This is a genomic window from Streptomyces sp. NPDC058653 (assembly GCF_042716895.1).
GTDB lineage: Bacteria > Actinomycetota > Actinomycetes > Streptomycetales > Streptomycetaceae > Streptomyces.
On sequence record NZ_JBHXRM010000019.1, the window covers coordinates 1 to 20,715 of the forward strand.

19 protein-coding genes are annotated in these 20,715 nt (G+C 71.4%); 9 read left to right on the forward strand and 10 right to left on the reverse strand.

Annotated elements, in window-relative coordinates; all coding sequences use genetic code 11:
* The 4 genes from ACFWU9_RS17950 to ACFWU9_RS17965 form a co-directional block, all read right to left on the reverse strand.
* Positions 1-638: fibronectin type III domain-containing protein (locus tag ACFWU9_RS17950; RefSeq protein WP_384319355.1), on the reverse strand; the 638-nt coding region annotated here is incomplete at its 3' end.
* A 120-nt stretch (positions 639-758) separates the two neighbouring features.
* Entirely contained in the window at positions 759-1,349 is a 591-nt protein-coding gene (locus ACFWU9_RS17955) for a hypothetical protein (protein ID WP_384319581.1), read from the reverse strand.
* A 222-nt stretch (positions 1,350-1,571) separates the two neighbouring features.
* On the reverse strand, positions 1,572-2,213 hold the full coding sequence (locus ACFWU9_RS17960; protein WP_384319357.1) for a histidine phosphatase family protein: 642 nt from the start codon (positions 2,211-2,213) through the stop codon (positions 1,572-1,574).
* Between the two features lie 471 nt (positions 2,214-2,684).
* On the reverse strand, positions 2,685-3,392 hold the full coding sequence (locus tag ACFWU9_RS17965; RefSeq protein ID WP_384319359.1) for a FadR/GntR family transcriptional regulator: 708 nt from the start codon (positions 3,390-3,392) through the stop codon (positions 2,685-2,687).
* A gap of 171 nt (positions 3,393-3,563) precedes the next feature.
* On the opposite strand from ACFWU9_RS17965, the gene ACFWU9_RS17970 reads away from it, so the two are divergent.
* From ACFWU9_RS17970 to ACFWU9_RS18000, 7 genes are all read left to right on the forward strand, one after another.
* The gene (locus ACFWU9_RS17970; protein ID WP_384319361.1) at positions 3,564-4,865 is read left to right on the forward strand and encodes an SLC13 family permease; all 1,302 of its coding nucleotides are present in this window, start codon (positions 3,564-3,566) and stop codon (positions 4,863-4,865) included.
* Between the two features lie 52 nt (positions 4,866-4,917).
* A complete protein-coding gene (locus ACFWU9_RS17975; RefSeq protein ID WP_384319363.1) occupies positions 4,918-6,378 on the forward strand; it encodes an acyl-CoA synthetase in 1,461 nt (486 codons plus the stop codon).
* Positions 6,371-7,765: a carboxyl transferase domain-containing protein gene (locus tag ACFWU9_RS17980; protein WP_384319365.1), complete on the forward strand. Its 1,395-nt coding sequence runs from the start codon at positions 6,371-6,373 to the stop codon at positions 7,763-7,765. Before ACFWU9_RS17975 ends, ACFWU9_RS17980 begins: the two co-directional genes overlap by 8 nt.
* Positions 7,766-7,828: 63 nt before the next feature.
* Positions 7,829-8,836, forward strand: coding sequence for a DUF2510 domain-containing protein (locus ACFWU9_RS17985; protein ID WP_384319367.1), 1,008 nt, complete (start codon positions 7,829-7,831; stop codon positions 8,834-8,836).
* 503 nt (positions 8,837-9,339) lie between these two features.
* On the forward strand, positions 9,340-10,830 hold the full coding sequence (locus ACFWU9_RS17990) for a UDP-N-acetylmuramoyl-L-alanyl-D-glutamate--2,6-diaminopimelate ligase (protein WP_384319369.1): 1,491 nt from the start codon (positions 9,340-9,342) through the stop codon (positions 10,828-10,830).
* Positions 10,831-10,925: 95 nt separating this feature from the next.
* Positions 10,926-11,777 carry an NmrA family transcriptional regulator gene (locus tag ACFWU9_RS17995; RefSeq protein ID WP_384319371.1) on the forward strand — a complete coding sequence of 284 codons (852 nt, stop codon included), beginning with the start codon at positions 10,926-10,928 and terminating at the stop codon, positions 11,775-11,777.
* Between the two features lie 58 nt (positions 11,778-11,835).
* The gene (locus tag ACFWU9_RS18000) at positions 11,836-12,297 is read left to right on the forward strand and encodes a DUF5954 family protein (protein ID WP_384319373.1); all 462 of its coding nucleotides are present in this window, start codon (positions 11,836-11,838) and stop codon (positions 12,295-12,297) included.
* Positions 12,298-12,441: 144 nt separating this feature from the next.
* Here the strand turns inward: ACFWU9_RS18000 and ACFWU9_RS18005 are convergent, their stop codons facing one another.
* The 4 genes from ACFWU9_RS18005 to ACFWU9_RS18020 all read right to left on the reverse strand — a co-directional run bounded on the left by ACFWU9_RS18005 (position 12,442) and on the right by ACFWU9_RS18020 (position 17,109).
* A complete protein-coding gene (locus ACFWU9_RS18005; protein ID WP_384319375.1) occupies positions 12,442-14,187 on the reverse strand; it encodes a transglycosylase domain-containing protein in 1,746 nt (581 codons plus the stop codon).
* Positions 14,188-14,267: 80 nt separating this feature from the next.
* Positions 14,268-15,566, reverse strand: coding sequence for a sensor histidine kinase (locus ACFWU9_RS18010; RefSeq protein WP_384319377.1), 1,299 nt, complete (start codon positions 15,564-15,566; stop codon positions 14,268-14,270).
* A 2-nt stretch (positions 15,567-15,568) separates the two neighbouring features.
* Positions 15,569-16,321, reverse strand: a complete 753-nt coding sequence (cseB, locus tag ACFWU9_RS18015) for a two-component system response regulator CseB (RefSeq protein ID WP_384319379.1) — start codon at positions 16,319-16,321, stop codon at positions 15,569-15,571.
* Positions 16,321-17,109: a hypothetical protein gene (locus ACFWU9_RS18020; protein WP_384319381.1), complete on the reverse strand. Its 789-nt coding sequence runs from the start codon at positions 17,107-17,109 to the stop codon at positions 16,321-16,323. Before ACFWU9_RS18020 ends, cseB begins: the two co-directional genes overlap by 1 nt.
* A 103-nt stretch (positions 17,110-17,212) precedes the next feature.
* On the opposite strand from ACFWU9_RS18020, the gene ACFWU9_RS18025 reads away from it, so the two are divergent.
* Positions 17,213-17,536 (forward strand): hypothetical protein, encoded by a 324-nt coding sequence (locus ACFWU9_RS18025; protein WP_384319383.1) that lies wholly within the window; start codon positions 17,213-17,215, stop codon positions 17,534-17,536.
* A 169-nt stretch (positions 17,537-17,705) separates the two neighbouring features.
* Here the strand turns inward: ACFWU9_RS18025 and ACFWU9_RS18030 are convergent, their stop codons facing one another.
* On the reverse strand, positions 17,706-19,043 hold the full coding sequence (locus ACFWU9_RS18030) for an FtsX-like permease family protein (RefSeq protein WP_384319385.1): 1,338 nt from the start codon (positions 19,041-19,043) through the stop codon (positions 17,706-17,708).
* A 3-nt stretch (positions 19,044-19,046) separates the two neighbouring features.
* Positions 19,047-19,841 carry an ABC transporter ATP-binding protein gene (locus ACFWU9_RS18035; protein WP_384319387.1) on the reverse strand — a complete coding sequence of 265 codons (795 nt, stop codon included), beginning with the start codon at positions 19,839-19,841 and terminating at the stop codon, positions 19,047-19,049.
* Between the two features lie 230 nt (positions 19,842-20,071).
* Here ACFWU9_RS18035 and ACFWU9_RS18040 point away from each other — a divergent pair, with 230 nt between their 5' ends.
* Positions 20,072-20,482, forward strand: a complete 411-nt coding sequence (locus ACFWU9_RS18040) for a DUF3592 domain-containing protein (RefSeq protein ID WP_384319389.1) — start codon at positions 20,072-20,074, stop codon at positions 20,480-20,482.
* Positions 20,483-20,715 lie beyond the last annotated feature (233 nt).

Here is a 20,715-nt window from a genome sequence, read left to right on the forward strand (position 1 = left end):
GGCCGGTAGCCCTTGCTGCCGGCCTGTCGCACTTCCAGCAGATAGCCGTCCTCGCCGGAGGCCCGGTCCTCCCAGGTGAACTTGATGCCGGTCGCGTGCATCACGGTCGGCTCGAGGCCGGTGGGGGCGGCTGCGGCGTCGGTCTCGGCGGAGCCCGCGCCCCGCGCCGTCAGCGGCGCCGTCGTCACCTTCGGACCTCTGACCGTACGCGGGGTCATCCACTCCTGGTTGTCGTCGAGTTCCGCCTCGGTGGGCTCGCCCGGTGGCAGCGACACCTCGACCGGTGCGGACGCCGGGCCGAAGTAGGGGCGCAGCCGGTAGTAGAAGGGCGTCTCCGGCATCAGATCCGGATGGCGGTACGTCGTACGGCCCGGCGGCATGAACTCCAGCACCGTGTACGGCCCGGCCTTCTCCGTGGCGAACTCCACCGTCCGCCCCGCTATGCCGGGCTCGTCGTCCTTCCAGCGCAGCGTGATGTCGATGGGCGAGTCGAGCGTGGCCGCGAGCCGGCCGGTGCTCGCCCTCGGGGGCTTCTCCGCCGTGTCCGGCTCGGACGAGCAGCCGGTCAGCGTCAGGACCGTGAGGGTCGTGAGAGCGGTCAGAGCGGCGGCGGTCGTGGCGCGGAGTCGGAGAAGCACGGCGTCCGTCCTTCGGGCTGGGCCGGGCTGGGGGCTTGGGGGACCGTCGAGGGGTGTCCCGTGTCCGGTGACCGCGCGCGGCGGATGCGGTCACCGGACCGGGGAAGTGCCTCAACCGCCTTACTTGCGCCAGAACTTCACACCGCTCCACACCACGGTGGCCGGTCCGCTGCCGCTGTCCGTGCGGTAGGCGCCGAACTTGTCGTAGAAGCTGCCGCCGGGGCTCGCGTAGCTGTGCTTCAGCGAGCCGTTGATGTACGTACGATGCTGGCTGCCCACCTGGTGGACGGTGTTCACCCGGACCGTGGCGCCGACCGTGCCGGCGTTGGACAGGGTGGTGCCGCCGTGCACCGCGTACAGGCGTCCGCCGCGCTCGCCGGCCAGCATGAAGAACGGGCCGGAGGCCGACTCGTTGAACGTCTGCTTGAGACTGATACGGGTGCCGCCCATGCTCGCTATCCGGAAGTAGCCCTCGAACTGCCGGGTGCCTCCGGTGTAGGTGGCGTACCTGCGCTCGGCGCGCTGGTCGCCGCTGGCGGTGGAGCAGGTGAGCGTGAAGGTCAGGTTGTCGACCTGGCCGCAGCCCCTCTCCTGGACGGTGAAGGAGGGCGAGGTCGAGGTCCACCCTCCGGGTTCGACTTCCGCGTACGCGTTCGGTGCCGTCAGCAACATCGCTGCGGCGGCCGAGAGAACAGTGACGGTGCGCTTCATTCCGGGCACGTCTCACTTCTCCGTTTCGGTGGGGGCGTGGCGCTGGAGTCGCATCAGAGTAGAAGTGTCCACGTCAAGCAACAAGAGATTCAGCGGAACTTGACGGAGTTCATGTGCATGAAAGTGCATATGGTTCTAAGGGTGTAAATGACTACGCCCCGCCGGTCGTTCGTGACCGGCGGGGCTATGTATGTGAATGAATGTTGTGGGTGCGGCCCGCCCTCAGACGCCCTGGGGCAGATCCTGGAGGGTGCGCATCAGGCTCTCGGGAAGCGCCAGATTCCATGCGGTGATGACCGGATTGCCATGTTCCGTGCCGAGCCGGGACACCGTCCCGGTCTCCAGCTGGAAGAGCGTGCCCTGGGCGGCGGTGAGCCCCAGATAGCGCGCGGTGAGCACCCGGAGGAAGTGGGAGTGGCCCACGAGGGCGACGTCCTCGTCACTCGCGCGTTCGGCGGCGGCGTGAACCTCGGCGAGCACCCTGTCCGCCCGGTCGCTGACGTCGGAGGGGCTCTCGCCCGGGTGTCCGCCGGGGCCCGCGACCGTTCCGTCCGTCCAGAGGTTCCAGTCGGGTCGGGTGCGACGGATCTCATCGGTGGTGATGCCCTCGTAGCCGCCGTAGTCCCATTCGTGCAGGTCGGGGCAGATACGGGTGGAGCGCAGCCCGGCGAGTTCGGCGGTGCGCCGGGCCCGTGCCAGGGGGCTGACCAGGGTCAGACCGATGGTCCGGTCGGCCAGCACGGGGACCAGGGCGCGGGCCTGGTTCTCACCGTTGGCGGTCAGCGGCAGATCCGTGTTGCTGGTGTGCTGTCCGGACAGCGACCACTCGGTCTCGCCGTGTCTGATGAGGATCAACTCGCCCATGGGTGCTATCCGTTCGTTCGTGCCGAGGCTCTGAGGTACGGGGCCTGCGGACGGCCTCTCCGGCCGGTCCGGCTCCACGATCCCATCACCCGAGCCTCCCCGCGCCCGGGGGCGCGCCCCCGTAACGGAATGACCGCCGGTGGCACGGGGAGGCGCACCCGTGGCGCGGCTCACAGGCCCCCACCTGCGCCGGGGGAACACCGCAGCGTGGTTGAGCGTTCATCTTTACGTGGTCGCGGAGGGGAAAGTGACGACTCCGCGACCACACAAGCGGCCCCGGCTGGTCCATCCCCCGAACCAGCCGGGGCTCCCCATCTCCTGCCCCGCCCCTCTGTCCGGCGCGGACGATCCGTACGTACGGCCCAGCCCCGAGCGCCATAGCCGCGAACGCCCCGGCCGGCTCCCGGAAGGTCGTCGCGCCCTGTCTCCGGCGCCGTGACCGCGCACTCCGGCGACAGGGGAGAGCCCCGCTCAGACGTCGTCGCCCGGATTCCAGTCGAGAAGCCGTACCTTCGCCACCGTCCGTACATGGCGGCGCATCGCCGTCGCGGCGGCCTTTCCGCGCTGCGTCTCGATCGCTTCGAGGATCGCGCGGTGCTGGACGAGCGAGCGCTGGGGGCGGCCCGGCTGGCGCAGTGACTCGTTGCGGCTCTCGGTGATCTGCTCCGCGATGGAGCGCATGAACTCGGCCAGCAGACCGCTGTGCGCCGCCGCCGTCACCGCCGCGTGGAAGAGCCGGTCGCCATCGACGCCGTGGTCGCCCGCCTCGATCTCGGCGGCCATGTGGTCGAGGGCCGAGCGCATCGCCGTCAGATCCTCCGGCGTACGGCGCTCGGCGGCCAGTTCGGCGAGTTTGGTTTCCAGGGCCTCGCGTGCCTCCAGTGCGTCGGGCAGCCTGCGCTTGCGTTCCACGAGCCGTTCGACCGGCTCCACGTCGAGGCTGTCGCGTACGAGATAGGTGCCGCCGCCGTGCCGCACCTCGACCAGTCCCTGCACTTCCAGGACGACGATCGCCTGCTTCACGGAGGCCCGGCTGACGCCGAGCCGGCCCGCGAGTTCGCGCTCGGGCGGCAGTCGGTCGCCCGCCCGCAGATCGACGTCCGCCACATGGCGGCGGAGCCTGTCGAGGACCTGTTCGTACAGTCGCGGCCGGGTCATCGGCCGCAGTGCGTCGGACACACGAACCCCCCATAACTGGTCTTTCGCAGCCTAACACCGCGCGGCCAAGTGGCTGAGCCAATTCCTGTCGAATCCCTTGACGCCCCGGCGGACCGATGCTCAAAGTGGTCCAGCCACTTGGCCAATACCGGTTGGCCTGTAATCAACGGGACCCAGGGACGGGAGCCCCCGATGTCCGCCGAACTGATCTCGATCCTCGTACTCGTGGTCGTCTTCGTGATCGCCACGACCCGCTCGATCAACATGGGCGCGCTCGCGTTCGCCGCCGCCTTCGGGGTCGGCGAACTCGTCGCCGACCTGGACGCGGACGGTATCTTCGCCGGATTCCCCGGCGACCTGTTCGTGGTGCTCGTCGGAGTCACCTATCTCTTCGCCATCGCCCGCGCCAACGGCACCACCGACTGGCTCGTGCACGCCTCGATCCGGCTTGTCCGTGGCCGAATAGCACTCATCCCCTGGGTGATGTTCGCGCTCACCGGAGCCCTGACCGCGATCGGCGCGGTCAGCCCCGCGGCCGTCGCGATCGTCGCGCCCATCGCACTGAGCTTCGCCGCGCGGTACGGGATCAGCCCGCTGCTGATGGGCGCGCTGGTCGTGCACGGCGCCCAGGCCGGCGGCTTCTCGCCGATCAGCATCTACGGCTCGATCGTCAACGGAGTGGTGGAGCGCGAGAACCTGCCCGGGAACGAACTCGTGCTTTTCCTCGCCTCCCTCGTCGTCAACCTGATCATCGCGGCGATCGTCTTCGTCCTCTTCGGCGGGCTGAAGCTCAAGGGCCGCGACACCGGCACCGACCCCGGCAAAGGCACGGGCACCGCCACCGACGCCGGCGACAAGGGCAGCGGCGACGCCGACACCCCCACCGACGTCTCGGGCCTCACCACCCCCCGTATCGCCACACTCGCCGCCCTCGCGGCACTCGTCGTCGCCGTCCTCGCCTTCGACCTCGACGCCGGACTCTGCGCCATCACCCTCGCCGTCGTCCTGAGCGCCTTCTGGCCCGACACGAGCCGCAAGGCGGTCGGCGAGGTCGCCTGGCCCACCGTGCTGCTGATCTGCGGTGTCCTCACCTATGTCGGAGTCCTGGAGGAGATGGGCACCATCGAGTACGCCGGCAACGCCGTCGGCGACATCGGGGTCCCGCTGCTCGCCGCCGTGCTGCTCTGCTACATCGCCGCCATCATCTCCGCGTTCGCGTCCTCCGTCGGCATCATGGGCGCGCTCATCCCGCTCGCCGTGCCGTTCCTCGCCCAGGGCGAGATCGGGGCGGTCGGCATGATCGCCGCGCTTGCCGTCTCCGCGACGGTCGTGGACGTCAGCCCCTTCTCCACCAACGGCGCCCTCGTACTCGCCGCGGCGCCCGACGTCGACCGGGAACGCTTCTTCCGGCAGCTGATGGTGTACGGCGGCATCGTGGTGGCGGTGGTACCCGCGGCCGTATGGCTCGTGCTGGTCGTGCCAGGCTTCGGCTGACCCCGTCACCATGACGACCGGTCAGACTTGTCGACAGCAAGGAGAACGACGCGTGTCCCCTCTCTTCCCGGCCCTCGCGGCGGGTTCCTCTCGGCCCGCACTGCGCTTCGGCGACCAGACGCTCAGCCACGCCGAACTGGCCACGGCGGCCGGTTCCCTGGCCGTCGGGATCGCCGGCGCGCCACGGGTCGCCGTCTGGGCCACGCCCACCCTCGGCACGGCGGTGGGCGTGGTGGCCGCGCTGCTCGCGGGGGTGCCCGTGGTGCCGGTGAACCCCAAGACCGGCGAGCGGGAGCTGACGCACATCGTGACGGACAGTTCACCCGCCCTCGTCCTCGCCGACCGCGGGGCCGAACTGCCGCCGATCCTGGCGGAGTTGCCGCGAATCGACACGGACATCACCGACGGCGCCGATCTCACGGACACCGGGGACCGGGCCGCCCTGCCCGCCGAGCCGTCCCCCGAATCACCCGCCCTGATCGTCTACACCTCAGGCACCACCGGACCCCCCAAGGGCGTCGTCCTGCCCCGCCGCGCCGTGGCCGCCACCCTCGACGCGCTGGAGGACGCCTGGCAGTGGACCGAGTCCGACGTACTCGTCCACGCGCTGCCGCTCTTCCATGTCCACGGCCTGATCCTCGGCATCCTCGGTCCGCTGCGCAGGGGCGGTTCCGTCCGCCATCTCGGCAGGTTCGACACGGACGGGGTGGCCCGGGAGCTGTCCTCCGGCGCCACGATGCTCTTCGGCGTACCGACGATGTACCACCGCATCGCCGAGGCGCTCGCCGACGATCCCGGGCTCGCGAAGGCCCTCGCCGGCGCCCGTCTGCTGGTGTCGGGATCGGCCGCGCTGCCCGTGCACGACCACGAGCGCATCGCGGCGGCCACCGGGCGCCGCGTGATCGAGCGCTACGGCATGACCGAGACCCTGATGAACACCAGCGTGCGTGTGGACGGCGAACCGCGCGCCGGCACCGTCGGCGTACCGCTGGCGGGAGTCGGACTGCGGCTGGTCGACGAGGCGGGCGCCGAGATTACCGCGTACGACGGTGAGACCGTCGGCGAGATCCAGGTGCGCGGCCCGAACCTCTTCAGCGAGTATCTGAACCGCCCCGACGCGACGGAGGCCGCCTTCGACGACGGCTGGTTCCGTACGGGCGACATGGCGATCCGCGACCCCGACGGCTATGTCCGCATCGTCGGCCGCAAGGCCACCGATCTGATCAAGAGCGGCGGTTACAAGATCGGGGCCGGCGAGATCGAGAACGTGCTGCTGGAGCACCCCGGTGTACGCGAGGCGGCCGTCACGGGGGAGCCCGACGAGGACCTGGGGGAGCGGATCGTCGCCTGGGTGGTCCCCGTACAGGCGGACGCCCCGCCGTCGGCCGAGGAACTGGCCGCGCACGTCGCGGCGCAGCTCGCCTCGCACAAGAGGCCCCGCACCGTGCGGTATCTGGAGGCGCTGCCCCGCAACGACATGGGCAAGATCATGAAGAGGGCCCTCCATGGGTGAGCGCATGAGCGCGCGCGAGGCGATCTTCCTCCTCACCACGGGGACGAGCGCGCGGGGCGGCTCCGCGCGGCCCGGGGGCTTCACCGAACTGCCCGCACCGGAGCGGACGTCCGCCGTGGACGGACCTCTGGCCTGGGAGGGGTACGACGCGTCCCGCGCCCGCGCCGCCGAACGCACCGGCGAGGACGAGTCCGTCATCTGCGGCACCGCACGCGTCGGGGGCACCGAAGTGGTCCTGATCTCCTTCGAGTTCGGCTATCTCGGCGGCTCGCTGGGGGAGCGGACCGGGGACCGGCTGGAGGCCGCGTACACCCATGCCCGTGAACGGCGCCTGCCCGTCGTCTCGTTGATCGCGACCGGCGGCAGCCGGATGCAGGAAGGCATGCGCGCGCTGCTCCAACTCCAGCGTGTCGCCGCGCAGTCGGCGCTCACCCGGGCCGCCGGACTGCCCCAGATCGCGGTCGTGCGCGACCCCACGACGGGCGGCGGCTGGGCCACCCTCGGGGCCGGTGCCGATGTGATCCTGGCCCTGCCGGGCGCCCAGATCGGCTTCGCGGGCTCGCGGGTGAGACCGCCGGACGCCGACCCGTACGCGTACACCGCCGAGGCGCAGCTGACGGCGGGTCATATCGACGCGGTGGTACGGCCCGAGGACCTCGGCGGGAGCGTCGGCCGATGGCTGACGCTGCTGACGGGCGGCACCGCCGGTACCGCTCCCGGACCGGTACCGGCGGCCGAGCCGCCCGCCGCGCTCGGGCACACGGCGCCGCCCGCCACCGGCTGGGACGCGGTGAGCCTGGCCCGCGATCCCCGACGACCGCGCGCCGAGGCGTACCTGGACGCGTACTTCACCATCCGCGAGTCCGTCAACGGCGATCGCGCCGGCGGAACCGACCCCGGAACACTCTGCGGGTTCGGCCTGCGCGACGGCCGCACGGTCGCGTACGCCGCCCAGTGCGGCACCGCGACCCTCCCGGCCGGCTACCGCACCGCCGCCCGGCTGGTCCGGCTCGCCGACCGGCTGGGGCTGCCGGTCCTCACCCTCATCGACACACCGGGAGCGGCGAACGGCGCGGAGGCCGAACGCTCGGGGGCGGGCGCCGCGATCGCGGAGATGTTCGCCGCCGTGGCCACCGCCCGCGTGCCCGTCACCAGCCTGCTGATCGGCGAAGGCGGTTCCGGCGGTGCGCTGGCCCTGGCGGCGCCGGACAACACCTGGGCCACACCCGACAGTTACTTCTCCGTCATCGCGCCCGAGCTCGCGACGGCGATCCTCAAACGGCCCCCCGAGGAGACCCGCGCGACGGCCGACCAGCTCGGGCTACGACCCCAGGACCTGCTGTCCCTGGGGGTGATCCGGGGCATCGTTTCCATGGCCGGAGCGTGAAGTCCGCCCATTTCTCATCGGCCTCTCACCAGCTTCGTCGGACCATATGCCTATGGTGAGTGGGTGACGCAGACGACGCCGCCGGGCTGGTATCCGGACCCAGGACATGAAGGTGAAGGCCCGCTCCAGGAACGGTGGTGGGACGGGTCGGCCTGGACCGACATGGTCCGGCCCGACTCGGCCGCGGCCTGGAGCGCACCGTCCGAACTGGGCTCGCCCGGCATGCCGCCCTACCCGGCGGCGCCACCGTCGACCGGTGGCGGCCGTGGCCGGCGGATCGCCCTCGGCGCCACGGCGGCCGTGGTGGTCCTCGCGGTCGTCGGTGGCTTCCTCCTCCTCGGCGACGACGGCGACGACTCGGTGGACAAGGCGGGCACGAACCCCTCCACCGGTCCCAGCAGGCCCGGCCAGGAGGACCGGCCCGCACCGGACGAATCACGGTCGCCCGGTGACCGCGGCGCGCCCGACGACGGCCGGGGCGACGGCGGCCAGGGCGAGGAGGGCGGACCCCGGCAGGAGATACCGACCGAGGACGGCTACGCCACCGACATGGCCAGCGGCATCAGCATCCCCGTGCCGGAAGGCTGGACCGGCCAGTCGGGCCCCGTCGGCGCCGGAGTGAGCACGGGGGAGCACCCGTGCCCCGGAAACCCGGAGGAGTCCTGCGTACGCGGCGGGGTGAACTCCCTTCCTGCCGTGGCGCTGGAGATCAAGGCCACCACCGCGAAGGCGGCGGCCCGCGGCGACATCAAGAAGAACGCCGAGGAGTCCTACGGCGGCGAGAGCTACGGAGAGATCTCCTCGCACCAGGAGTTGAGGTCCGAGGCGGTGACCGTCGCCGGCGAGAAGGGCTATCTGGTGCGGTGGAAGGTCGTCACCGGCAAGGGTGACGACGGGTACGTGCAGTCGCTCGCCTTCCCCTCACCCGCCCCCGGCGCACAGGACATGCTGATCATCGTGCGTTCCGGATTCGACATCAACGACAAGGCGCCGAAGCTGCCCGTGATGGACGAGATCACCGGCGGCATCAAGGTCGCGGCGGGCGGCGGTGGCACCGGCCGGAAGGTCTGAGTCCGCGTCACTCGCACACGCGGGGACGACAGCCGGAAGGAACGCGCGTCACGACCCACGGACGGTTCCCGGTGACCACCACCGGGAACCGTCCGTCGGCGTTCCCGCGTCGCCCACCGGGTGGTCTCACGCGGCTTCCGCACGCAACGACGGAGTCGGGAGCGGCCAACGGGACGTACACTGCACCCATGGGTAATACACACGCTGCGCCGGAGGGCCCCCGACCGGCCTCGTGCGCGCTGTGCCACGCCCTGCACGGCCACGGCTAGCAACCTCGACGCCGACTCTCGGCCTCCGACGCCCGGTGGGATCCCACCCCGAGGCGTCCTCTTCTCGTCCCCACCCTTGTGCAGAGCCGAACTCCCTCCCCCCGCCGCACCGCCGTCCCCAGCGACACCCGCACCCCGCACCCGCGCCCCACCCCCGCGACGCTTCGGCGTGCCGTCGGCGCCTCCACGTGACCGCCGCACGGCGGCCGAGCCGTACCTTCGAGAGGATCCCCTGTGAAGCTGAGCGAATTGCTCGTCGGGCACGACCACGAGATTCTGCAGGGCGACCCCGGTACGGTCATCACCGCCGGAATCTGCTTCGACGCCCATCGGGTGTCACCCGGATCGCTGTTCATCGCGGTCCCCGGCCACCGCGAGGGCGGCCCCGAGTCCGTCGGACCCGCGCTCGCGCGCGGCGCGGTCGCCGTGCTCGTCGACGCGGCGACGGCCGAGACGGCGGTACCCGCCTGGACGTCCGACCCGGCCGTCTGCGTCGTACGCGTACCGGACACCCGGACAGCCGCCGCGGTCGTCGCCTCCCGTTACCACGGGGATCCCGGGCTCTCGATGGACATGGTCGCCATCACCGGGACCAACGGCAAGACCTCGGTGTCGTACATGGTCGAGTCCGTGCTGCGGATCGCCGAGCGGGCCGTCGTCGGTGTCATCGGCACGGCGGGCAGCCGCATCGGGGACGAACTGATCCCCATGCCCCGCTCGGTGCTCACCACCCCCGAGTCGCCCGACTTCCAGTACCTGCTCGGTGTCATGCGCGACCGGGCCGTCGGCACCGTCGTCCTGGAGGCCACCTCCATGGGGCTGTTGACGCACCGGGTCGACCACTCGTACATCGACGTCGGCGTCTTCACCAACCTCACGCAGGACCATCTCGACGACCACGGCACCATGGCGAACTACCGGGACGCCAAACTCCGGCTGTTCCAAGGGCTCTGCCGACGGGCCGTCGTCAACATCGACGACCCGGTGGGCGCCGGAATCGGCGCGCTCATGCCCGGGGCCGTGACCACGTACGCGCTCGACACCGACGCCGACTACCGGGCGACCGATCTCACGACGGACGCCTTCGGCACGCGCTTCACGCTGCACCACGCGGGCCGCAAGTACCCCGTGGCGATCCCCGTACCCGGCCGGTTCTCCGTGGCCAACGCCCTCGCCACCGTCGCCGCCTGCCATCTGCTGGGGCACGACCTGCGCGGGCTGGTCACGGCTCTCGACCGGATGCCGCCGATCCCCGGGCGCTTCGAACGCTTCGAGACCCCGCGCGGCACCTCGGTCATCGTGGACTACGCCCACTCCCCGGACTCGCTCGACAAGGTGCTGGGCACCATCCGCGACTTCGCCACGGGCAAGGTCGTCACGGTGTTCGGCTGCGGCGGCGACCGTGACGTCACCAAGCGGGCGGAGATGGGCGAGATCGCCGGCAGGCACTCCGATCTCTGCGTCCTCACATCGGACAATCCGCGTCACGAGGACCCCGAGGCGATCCTCGACCAGATCACGCCCGGCCTGGTGGCCACCGGCACCCGCTTCGAGCGGTACGCGGACCGCCGCGCGGCCATCGAGTTCGCCCTCTCGGCGGCCGGCGGGGACGACGTCGTCCTGATCGCGGGGAAGGGCAGCGAGCCTTACCAGACCGTCGGCGACACGCTGATCCCGTTCAGCGACATGGCGACCGTGCGCGAACTGGCCGCCGTACAGGACTGATCGCGCGCCTCTTCGCCACGTGCCCTGGACGCACGCGTATGCGGGTGAGCTTCTCGACCATGTGCGGCCGGCCCGGCCCGTACTTGACTTGAGCCATGACACAGCACACGGACAGCAGCGAGGACACGCCGACGGCGGACGCGGGGACGATCCTGGTCACCGGCGGTACGGGCAAGACCGGGCGGCGCGTGGCGGCGCGCCTCGTCGAGCGCGGTCTGCCGGTACGGACCGCCTCGCGCGGCAGTGAGATCCCCTTCGTCTGGGAGGAGCCCGACACCTGGGACGCCGCGCTGGAGGGCGTCGGAGCCGTCTACATCTCCTACTACCCGGACCTCGCCTTCCCCGGCGCCGCCGAGGCCGTCGGCGCACTCGCCCGGCGCGCCGTCGCCACGGGCGCGCGCCGGCTGGTCCTGCTCTCCGGGCGGGGCGAGGAGGGCGCGCGGATCTCCGAGGAGAGGGTGAAGGAGAGCGGCGGGGAGGTGACCGTCGTCCGGGCCAACTGGTTCAACCAGAACTTCGACGAGGGCTTCTTCCTGGAGTCCGTACTCGCGGGAGAGCTCGCCCTGCCCACCGGTGACGCGGTCGAGCCCTTCGTGGACGTGGACGACGTCGCGGACGTCGCCGTCGCCGCACTGACCGACGGCCGGCACATCGGCAGGACCTACGAGCTCTCCGGGCCCCGGCTGCTCGGCTTCGCGGAGATCGCGGCCGAACTGTCCAGGGCCACCGGCCGGGAGATCGCCTACAGGCCCGTCGCGCTCGACGACTACCGCGACTTCCTCCTCTCGGTCGGCGCCCCGGTGGACTTCGCCGACCTCTTCGAACTGATCACCGACGGGCGCAACGCGCACCTCGTGGACGGCGTCCAGGAGGCCCTGGGCCGTAAGCCCAAGGACTTCGCCGACTTCGCCGCCGACGCCGCCCGCACCGGCGTCTGGCGGCCATGACTCCGGCATATAGCTGATTCCCCGCGCCCGGCGCCCTGGGGTGCGGCACGCTGGGGGCATGGACGCGAGCGCAGAAGAGGGATTCGACGACGTGGCGGCCCGGCGGCTGCTGGAGGTCGGGAAGCGTGAGGAGGAGCTCCGGAAGGAGTTCCTTGTGGACGGTCCCGAGTGGGAGCGGACGGCCGTCTCCCACTACACCGCCTACTCCGCCATGGTCCACGAGGAGGACGGCTGGCGGCAGTTGTTCCCGGCCGTGCCCTTCGAGGAGGAGGCGCGGCTCGATCTCGGCGCCGTCCTGCGCGCTCGCGGCGCGCACGCGGGGGAGTTCGCCGGCCGGTTCGGCCGGGCGGCCGACGCCGTCGAACGCGGTGAGGACCAGGTGATCATCGCGGAGGGCGTGTTCCGGATGGTACGGGTCGAACAGACGGTCATCATGACGAGTCACGGCCCGCAGCCGCCGCGCGCGGGGGACCGGGAGTTCCCCGACGAGCTGGACGAGCGGCCCGGGGCGGGCGACTGAACGTACGGGGGGAGCGTCCCGGACGGTGACGGTGCGCGCCGTCCCGCTTCCACGGGGGTGGGGCGGGGCGGGCGCACCGCCTCACCCCCGTGGCGGGCGCACCGCTTCCGACACACCGCTTCTGATATCACCTCTGACACACCGTCAAGAATCGCCCCGGGCAGGCCCGGAGGCCGTTGCCTTGAGATAGGCACCCCAGATCTGCTCCGTGAGGCCGTCCTCGACACCCTTGAGCGTCACCTGCTTCCCCGTCCCGGCCCTCTCCCCGAACAGCGCGATCGAGGTCACCTCCCCCGGCGCCGAGCCGATCAACCAGTCCGCCTTCCCGTCGTCGGTGCGGCCCGACGCCCCCGCGCGCCCACCCGCTTCCACCGCGCCGCCCAGCGGCGGGACGGACTTCTCCGGCCCGATGGTCCCGGCAGGCCGTACCCTCCCCGAGACGGAGGCGTGGGCGAACTCCGCTGACACGCTGCCGACCACCTGGTCACCGGTCGGGTCCGGCAGTTCCACGGTCCGCTCGCCCCGCTTCGCCGACCTCACGATCGACGGCGTCACCTTCTTGCCGTCGTTGGCCAGCGTGGCATGGACGCCGGCCATCTCCAGCGGACTCGCCCCCATCAGCCCGAGGGACGTCGCCTGCGGCGCCGCGAAGCCGGCCGGGTCCGCCGTCATCCCCAGCTTCTTCGCGGTCTCTCTGATCATGTCCCGGTCCGCCCGCGACCGCCGGCTCTCCTCGGCCTCGACCTGCGCGGCGAGCACCACCGGCGCGAAGGTCGGACCCGCCTGGTAGTCCGCGCGTGTCGCGTTGTTCAGATAGTGCTTGAAGTAGTCGTCGCCCCCGTACAGCGCCACGATCCGCCCGGACCCGGGATCGACGGACACCGCGCCCACCTGCCGGTCCGGATCGGGCCGCGGTGCCATCCGCTGGGGACCGGTGCCCGACGAGGCGAGCCCGGCGGCCACCGCGTCACGCAGCGCCCGCTGTCTGTCCGGCTCGATGTTCAGCGTGATCCGCCAGCCGCCGCCCGCCAGTTCCTGCTCGCCGACCCCCGCCGCGATCAGCTCACGCCGGGCGGTGTCCACCAGATATCCGGCCTCCCCGGCCAGCTCCGCCGACACCTTCGGCGCCACGGGCACCGGGAACCGCATCCGCTCCCGGCCGGCCTTGTCGAGCCATCCCTCGCCGACCATGTTGTCCAGCACATAGCCCCAGCGCGCCCTGGCCATCCTCTTGTCGGCGGGCGAGGCCACGGCCCAGTCGTACCGGCTGGGAGCCTGGAGCAGCGCCGCGAGATACGCGCCCTCCTCGACACCGAGGTCCTCGACCTCCTTGCCGTAGTACGCGCGCGCGGCGGACTGGACGCCGTACGCGAGCCGTCCGTAGTAACTGCTGTTGAGATATCCCGCGAGGATGTCGTCCTTCGAGTTGTGCCGGTCCACCTTGAGGGAGATGAACAGCTCCTTCACCTTGCGCGAGACCGTCTGCTCCTGGCTGAGGTAGTAGTTCTTCACGTACTGCTGGGTGATGGTCGAGCCGCCCTGTGTGCCGCCGCCGGTCAGCGTGGTGAGGACGCCGCGCGCGGTGCCGGAGAAGGAGACACCCGAGTCGCTGTAGAAGTCCTTGTTCTCGGCCGCGACGAACGCCCGCCGCACGTCCTCGGGCACCCTGTCGAGCGGTACCGGCTCACGGTTGACCTCACCGGTACGGGCGAGTCTGCTGCCGTCGGCGAACAGATAGACGTTGCTCTGCGCCTTCGCCTGCTCGTTGGGTCTGGGAATGTCGATGACCAGATACAGCACGGCGAACGCCGCGATGACGGTCAGACACAGGGTGACGAAGGCGACGAGGGCCTTGCGCCAGGTGAGGAGTCGACGGAGACGCGTACGCATGGCGTCATCCTCGGCGCCGAAGATCTTCGTCAGGGCGACGGAACGTGTAGGCCGCCACGCGGAGTTGTATCGGCCGTGTATCAGCCGTCCACCGGGCGCGCCTCCAGGGGCGGTTCGTCCCCGATCGCCGGACAGGTCCGCTCGGGCAGCCGGAGCGTCGCGACGGCGCCGCCGTCGGGCGCGTTGCCGAACTCCAGCGCGGCGCCGATGACTTGGGCCTGCCCCAGCGCGATCGTGAGGCCGAGCCCATGTCCCGTTCCACGCTCGCGGGCGCCGGTCCGGAACCGCTGGGGGCCGTCGTCGAGCAGCGACCCGGGGAAGCCGGGACCGTGGTCGCGCACGGCGACGGTCCTGCCGTCGGCGGACACGGTGATCACGACGGGGCCCCGGCCGTGCCGGTGCGCGTTGACCACCAGATTGGTGAGGATGCGCTCCAGCCGCCGTGAGTCGGTCCGTACGGTCGCGGGCTCCTCGTCCGCCCCGCTCTCCCCGTCCGCGCCCGTCTCCTCCAGGACCTTCGCCTCCAGCCCGGTACGCGCCACCACATCGCGTACCAACGCCCCCACCGGACACGGCGACAGATCCGCGTGCTCGGCTCCCGCGTCCAGCCGCGATATCTCCAGCAACTCCTCGACCAGCGCGCTCAGCACCCGCACCCGGTCACGCACATACCCGGCCGCCTCGCCGTCCGGAAGCAGTTCGGCCGCTGTCACCAGCCCCATCAGCGGCGTACGCAACTCGTGCGCCACGTCGGCGGTGAAACGCTGCTCGCCGAGGAGCCGCTTCTGGAGCGCGCCGGCCATCGTGTCCACGGCCGTGGAGATGTCCGCGATCTCGTCGCGCGGACGCGCCCCCGCCGCGATCCGCGCGTCCAGATCCCCGGCGGCGATACGACGCGCGGTGGCGGCCGCCGTACGGAGCCTGCGGCTCATCCGCGCCGCGGTCAGCACCCCCAGCGGCAGCACCACGGCGGTGGTGATCAGACCGGCCACGACGATGCTCGCGTCCAGGGCGCCGATGTCGCGCATCGTGCCGCTCATGCCGACGCGTACGGAGAGCACCCGGTCCCCCGCGGGTCTGGCCGCCCACATCTCCGGCCCGGCGGGCCCCGTGGTGAACTCCGTTCCCCGGCGCCCCTTCGCGACGAGGTCCCCCAGTTCGGCGGGCAGCCCCGGCGCGTCGAGGGCCGCGCCCGATCCCTGGACGTCACCGGTACGCGCGTAGGTCACCGCCGCCCGGTCGAGAGTGACACGGGCGGCGTCCCGCGCCTGGGACAGCTCGCGGTTGCGGGAGAACTCGTGCACCAGTACGCCGACAGCGGCGGCGACCGCACAGGCGGCAGCCGCAACCAGAGCCGCGATCCGCCATCTCAGAGGCATGGTCAGCGCCGCAACTTGTAGCCGAAACCGCGGACCGTCTCGATCCGGTCGGCGCCTATCTTCGCCCGCAGGCGCTGCACATGGAGGTCGACGACCCGGGTGTCACCGTGCCAGGCGTGGTCCCACACCCGGCTGAGCAGGGTCCGGCGCTCCAGTACGACTCCGGGTGAACCCGCGAATTCGAGGAGCATCCGCAGCTCGGTCGGCGTCAGCGCGACGACCTGTCCGGCGCGCCGTACCTCCATCCCCCGGGTGTCGACCGTCAGATCGCCGAAGGCCAGCACGGCGGCGTCCGCCCGGCCGGCGTCACCGGCGCGGCCCGTCCCACCCGGGGCGCCGGCCCCGGCCGGTGAGAAGGAGACCCGGCGCAGCAGGGAGCGGATGCGGGCGACGAGGACCGCGCTCTCGCAGGGTTTGACCACATAGTCGTCGGCGCCCGCCTCCAGCCCCGCGACGACGTCCAGCGCGTCACCGCGCGCGGACATCATCAGGATCGGCGCGAGGCTCAACTCCCTCACCCGGCGGCACAGTCCGATGCCGTCGAGATCGGGCAGCATGACGTCGAGCAGCAGCAGATCGGGGTCCGTCTCGCGGAACATCTCCAGCCCCGTGAGCCCGTCTCCGGCCGTGGACACGGTGAATCCGTACCGTTCCAGGAGCATCCGGACGGTGTTGCGGATCACCTCGTCGTCCTCGACCAGCAGCAGATGCGCCTCGGCCGCCGTGGCGGGCGGCGACGGACGTGCCGACCTCATCACGGTGTCAGGCCCCCGATCTCCGCGCCGCTCCCGACGCCCCCGTCCGTGCCGGTCCGGGACCCCGGAACCGGCTTGGCCTCGTGCGGCGCCGCGGTCTCGGGAGCGAGCGGGTCGGGCGCCCGCGCGCCGTCCGACGTCTTCCACGGATTCTCGACGGTCATCACCTCGCCGTTCCACCGGTAGCGGGTGGTGATCTGGCCGTTCTGACCGGCCGACGTGAGGATCAGATCGGTGCCGAAGGTCTCGCCGGTGAGGCCGACCGGGCCCCAGCTGATCAGCACCGGCCGCACGGAGTCGCCCGAGGCCCGGTAGACCTGGATGAGGGTCAGCCCGGAGGCCGGCTCGTCCAGGGCCACGACCAGTTCGTCGCGCCCGTCGGCGGTCAGGTCCTTGTAGACGGGGTCGCGCAGACCGCACGTGGCTCCGGGGCAGTCGCGGGCCGCGGCCCGTACGAACTCCGGCACGTTGGGGTCGTTCTCCAGCAGTCGCGGCGCCGGCAGCTTCCTGAGCCCGCCCGCCGGAACCGCAACCTTCACCGGCAGATACCGCTCGCGCAGCTGCTTTCTCGCCTCGTCCCCGCTCGTCGGCGGAACAGGGGGCGCGTAGTCGGGCCACAGCGGCGCGGAGCTGACCGGCGGCGAGAGGGAGGGCGCCGGGCCGTCGTCCCGTGCCCCGGTCTCGGCCGCGCAGCCCGCGGCGCCCGCGAGGGCCGTCACCATGGCAAGAGCCGAGACGACGGAGGTCCGGCCGCGCAGCGTGGGACCGGAGTGGGGGAAGCGGCGCATAGAACGGTCAGCGTACCGGGGGCCGAGTTCCTGAACATGCCGGGGGAGCTGCCCGTATCCCTGTGTGCACCTTCGTCCGCCGCCCTGTCGAGGAGACCGGTCCATGAACGAGTTCAGCAATCTTCAAGCCCTCCCGGACGGTGAGGCCGAGCTCCGTCTCGTCGTCCGCCTCCAGTGGGAGGACGTCGCCGCGCTCGGTCAGGAGGCCGGGCGCCTGGCTCTCCAGTTGCAGCGGCCCGTGAGCCTCGACGAGGCGGTGAGCCACCGGCTGCGCAGCCGCTCCGCCTCGCACGCGAAGCCCCCGCAGGAACCCGGCCGGCCCGTCGGGACGCCGACGCCGGCCCCGGTGTCGGCGCTGGCCGGCCGCACTCCGGGCGAGCACGCCAGGCAGGCCATAGAGAAGATCAACGGGTCCGAGTCGGCCTGAGTCCCGCCCGGCTGCCGGCAGGCACCGGCCGTGAGGCCGGCAGCCGGGCGGGCAACGCCACCGGCCGGGAACGCTTTTGGCCGGGAACGCCACTAAGGGCAGCCGCTGGATGCGGCTGCCCTTTGCGGCGTGAGCGAATGTCGTCTCCGCGCCTGAGCGGGGGGGTGCATCAGGCGGCGAGCGACACCGCCTCGACGGCTGGGGTGCGCAGTGCGCGGTACGCGGTACCCACGCTGGTGACGACTGTCGCCGCGGCACCGATCCCGACGATGGTGAGCCAGATCCCCGGCCCCTGGCCGGGAAGGACCGCGTCGACCCGGACGCTGCTGAACGGGACGGCTCCGGCCGCGGCGGCGATCGTGCCGAAGAAGGCGCCGGTCACGGTCAGCACCAGGGACTCGATGAAGACCATGCGGAGCACCTGGAAGGGAGTGGCCCCCGCGAGGCGCTGCTGGCCGAACTCCCTGGTGCGGTAAGTGGTCGCCGCGTACAGGGTGTTGATCAGCATGATGCAGGCGAAGACCACGATGATCCCGACCACCACGAAGTTCAGGGTTTCGAGGCTCTTGTCGTCGACGGACCGGGTGATGCCCGAGGTGTCCAGTTCGTCGTTCTGGACAGCTTGCATGTAGAGCGTGGCGGTGGCCATGCCGATGAAGAGGATCAGCGGCATCAGCACACCGGACAGTTGGGAGGCGCGCCGGCGCATGTTGTGCACCGTCAGATAACCGCTCACGCCGGTGAAGAAGGTGATCGGTCGCGCCAACTTGCCGAGCACGAAGGTCAGCAGGGCCGGCGCGAAGACCGCGAATCCCACCGAGATCAGGATCGCCCCGTAGGCGGGGGCGGCCATGAGCGCGTCGTCCGTCTTGTCGAAGGCGAAGGTGGTGCTGACACTGCCGATGCCGAGGAGAAGAGCGGCGAGGCCGCCGATGGTACGTCCCCGGCCACGCGGCTCCGCGCCGCCCGCCGCCGCCTTGGTGGACCGGCGCACCGCGAGGAACGAGGCCCCGATCGCGGCGATCAGACCGACGCTCGCCCCGGCGCCCAGGGCGACCGGACCGAAGACGAAGTCCACGCTCCCGGCCACCTGATCGGTGTCCTTGAAGATGTCGAGGAGCTGCTCGCCGCCGATTCTCGCGGGCAGGATCGCCAGCACCATGCCGACCACCGCGACGGCGGCCGACTCGACGACGATCATCCGCTTGATCTGGGCCGGTGTCGCACCGGTCCTGCGGAGCAGGGCGATCTCCTCGCCGCGCTGACGGACGTTGACCGTGAGCGTGGAGGCGATGGCGAAGAAGACGAGGAGGGTGCCGTAGCCGCCGACCACGGTCGCGGCGGTGGTGAGGGTCTCGGAGCTGCGGTCGTCGATGTTCGCGCCGCCGGCCGTGTCGTGCATCGAGTTGAACGACATGATGATGACGGAGCCGAGGAACGCGGAGAGCAGGGTCGCGACGAGGCGCCCGGGGCGCTGGACGAGGGACCGCATGGCCAGGGTGAACATCGCTCACACCCCCACGGTCATCGGCCGGCGGTGGACGGCGTCGCCGAGGTGCGCGAGGCGTTCCGCGACGGCGTCGACGGTCGGCCGGTTGAGGTGTCCGGCCAGGCGCCCGTCGGCGAGGAAGAGGACGGAGTCGGCGTAGGAGGCGGCGACCGGGTCGTGGGTGACCATGACGACGGTGCGTCCGTGGATGCGTACGGTCTCCTGGAGCAGCCGGAGCACATCACGCGCGCTGCGGGTGTCCAGGGCGCCGGTGGGCTCGTCCGCGAAGATCACACTGGGTTCGGTGACCAGGGCGCGGGCGATGGCGACGCGCTGCTGCTGGCCGCCGGAGAGCTGGTCGGGCCGGTGGCCGAGGCGGTCACCGAGACCCACCTGGGTCAGGATCTCCCTGGCACGGCCCCTGTTGATACGGCGGCCGGCGAGCTTCAGCGGCAGCACGGTGTTCTGCAGGACGTTCAGGGTGGGCAGGAGGTTGTACTGCTGGAAGATGAAGCCGATCCGGCGCCGGCGGAACTTGGCCAGCGCGGCCTCGCTGCCGCCCGTCACCTCGTCACCGTCGACGACGACCTGGCCGCTGTCGGGCCGGTCCAGACCGGCCGCGCACTGGAGGAGAGTGGACTTGCCGGAGCCGGAGGGCCCCATGACGGCGGTGAAGGATCCGGTGGAAAGGCTCAGGGACACGCTGTCGAGAGCGGTCACGGCGTTCTCGGCCGTGCCGTAGACCTTCGCGACCTTGACCAGGCGCAGGGCCGCCTGGCTCCTGTTCGCTCCGGTCGTACTCCTACGACGAAACATGGTCTTTCCTTCCCCTGGACACTCTCTGTGCCACGGGTAAGAAGTTACGCAGGTCCGGACGCGGGCACATTGGGCGTACGACCCGGCTCTGGGGTGTTGCTGAGTACACCCCTACCGTGTTCGGCGGACTTGTGAAGTAGGGGTGGCGGGCCGTCGGACGGGGTGAGCCGCTCCGAGGTGCGGGTAGGTTGACCGGCGTCCGCGAGGGGCGCGGCGAGGGAGTGTGCTCTGTGTCCGGCTGGTTGTTCCCGCTGGTGTTCGCCGTTGTGGGCGCCATGGTCTTCACGATCGGGTTCGTGGGTTTCTGGCGGACCTTCACCCTGCGCCGCGACGGAGTGCGGGCGGAGGGCCATGTCGTCCGGCTGGAGACCACGTCCAACGGGCAGGGCGGCCGGATCCACCGCCCGGTCGTCGGATGGGCGACCGCCGACGGCCGCCGTATGGAGGTCGAGTCGCCCTACGGGCGTTCATGGGTGGGCAGGTTCAGGCCCGGAACCCCCGTCCGGATCCGGTACGACCCCCGGCGGCCCGAACGGATGCGTATAGAGGGCTACGGGCACGGCGTCCAGTGGGTGTTCATGCTGGTCGGCGTCGGGTTCGTGGCGGGCGGGATCTCGGTGGCGCTCCGGCTGGGCATCTGAGAGGCGCCTGGCAGAACAGCCCCGGGGAAGAGGGTCACGAGGTCGTCGAGTCCGACCGGTACGCCATGGAGTGGAACCCGGCGGTGCGAGCGTACGGGTGGCGAGGAAGAGGCGGACCGGTAGGTCTGCCGCTCTTCTTCGCGCGGGTGGAAAGCACCGAGGGGTGGGGGCGCGCGCGCCCGCCGGGGCACACCCCCCCCCCCCAACCCGCGGAGAGAAAAGAACAAAACGGG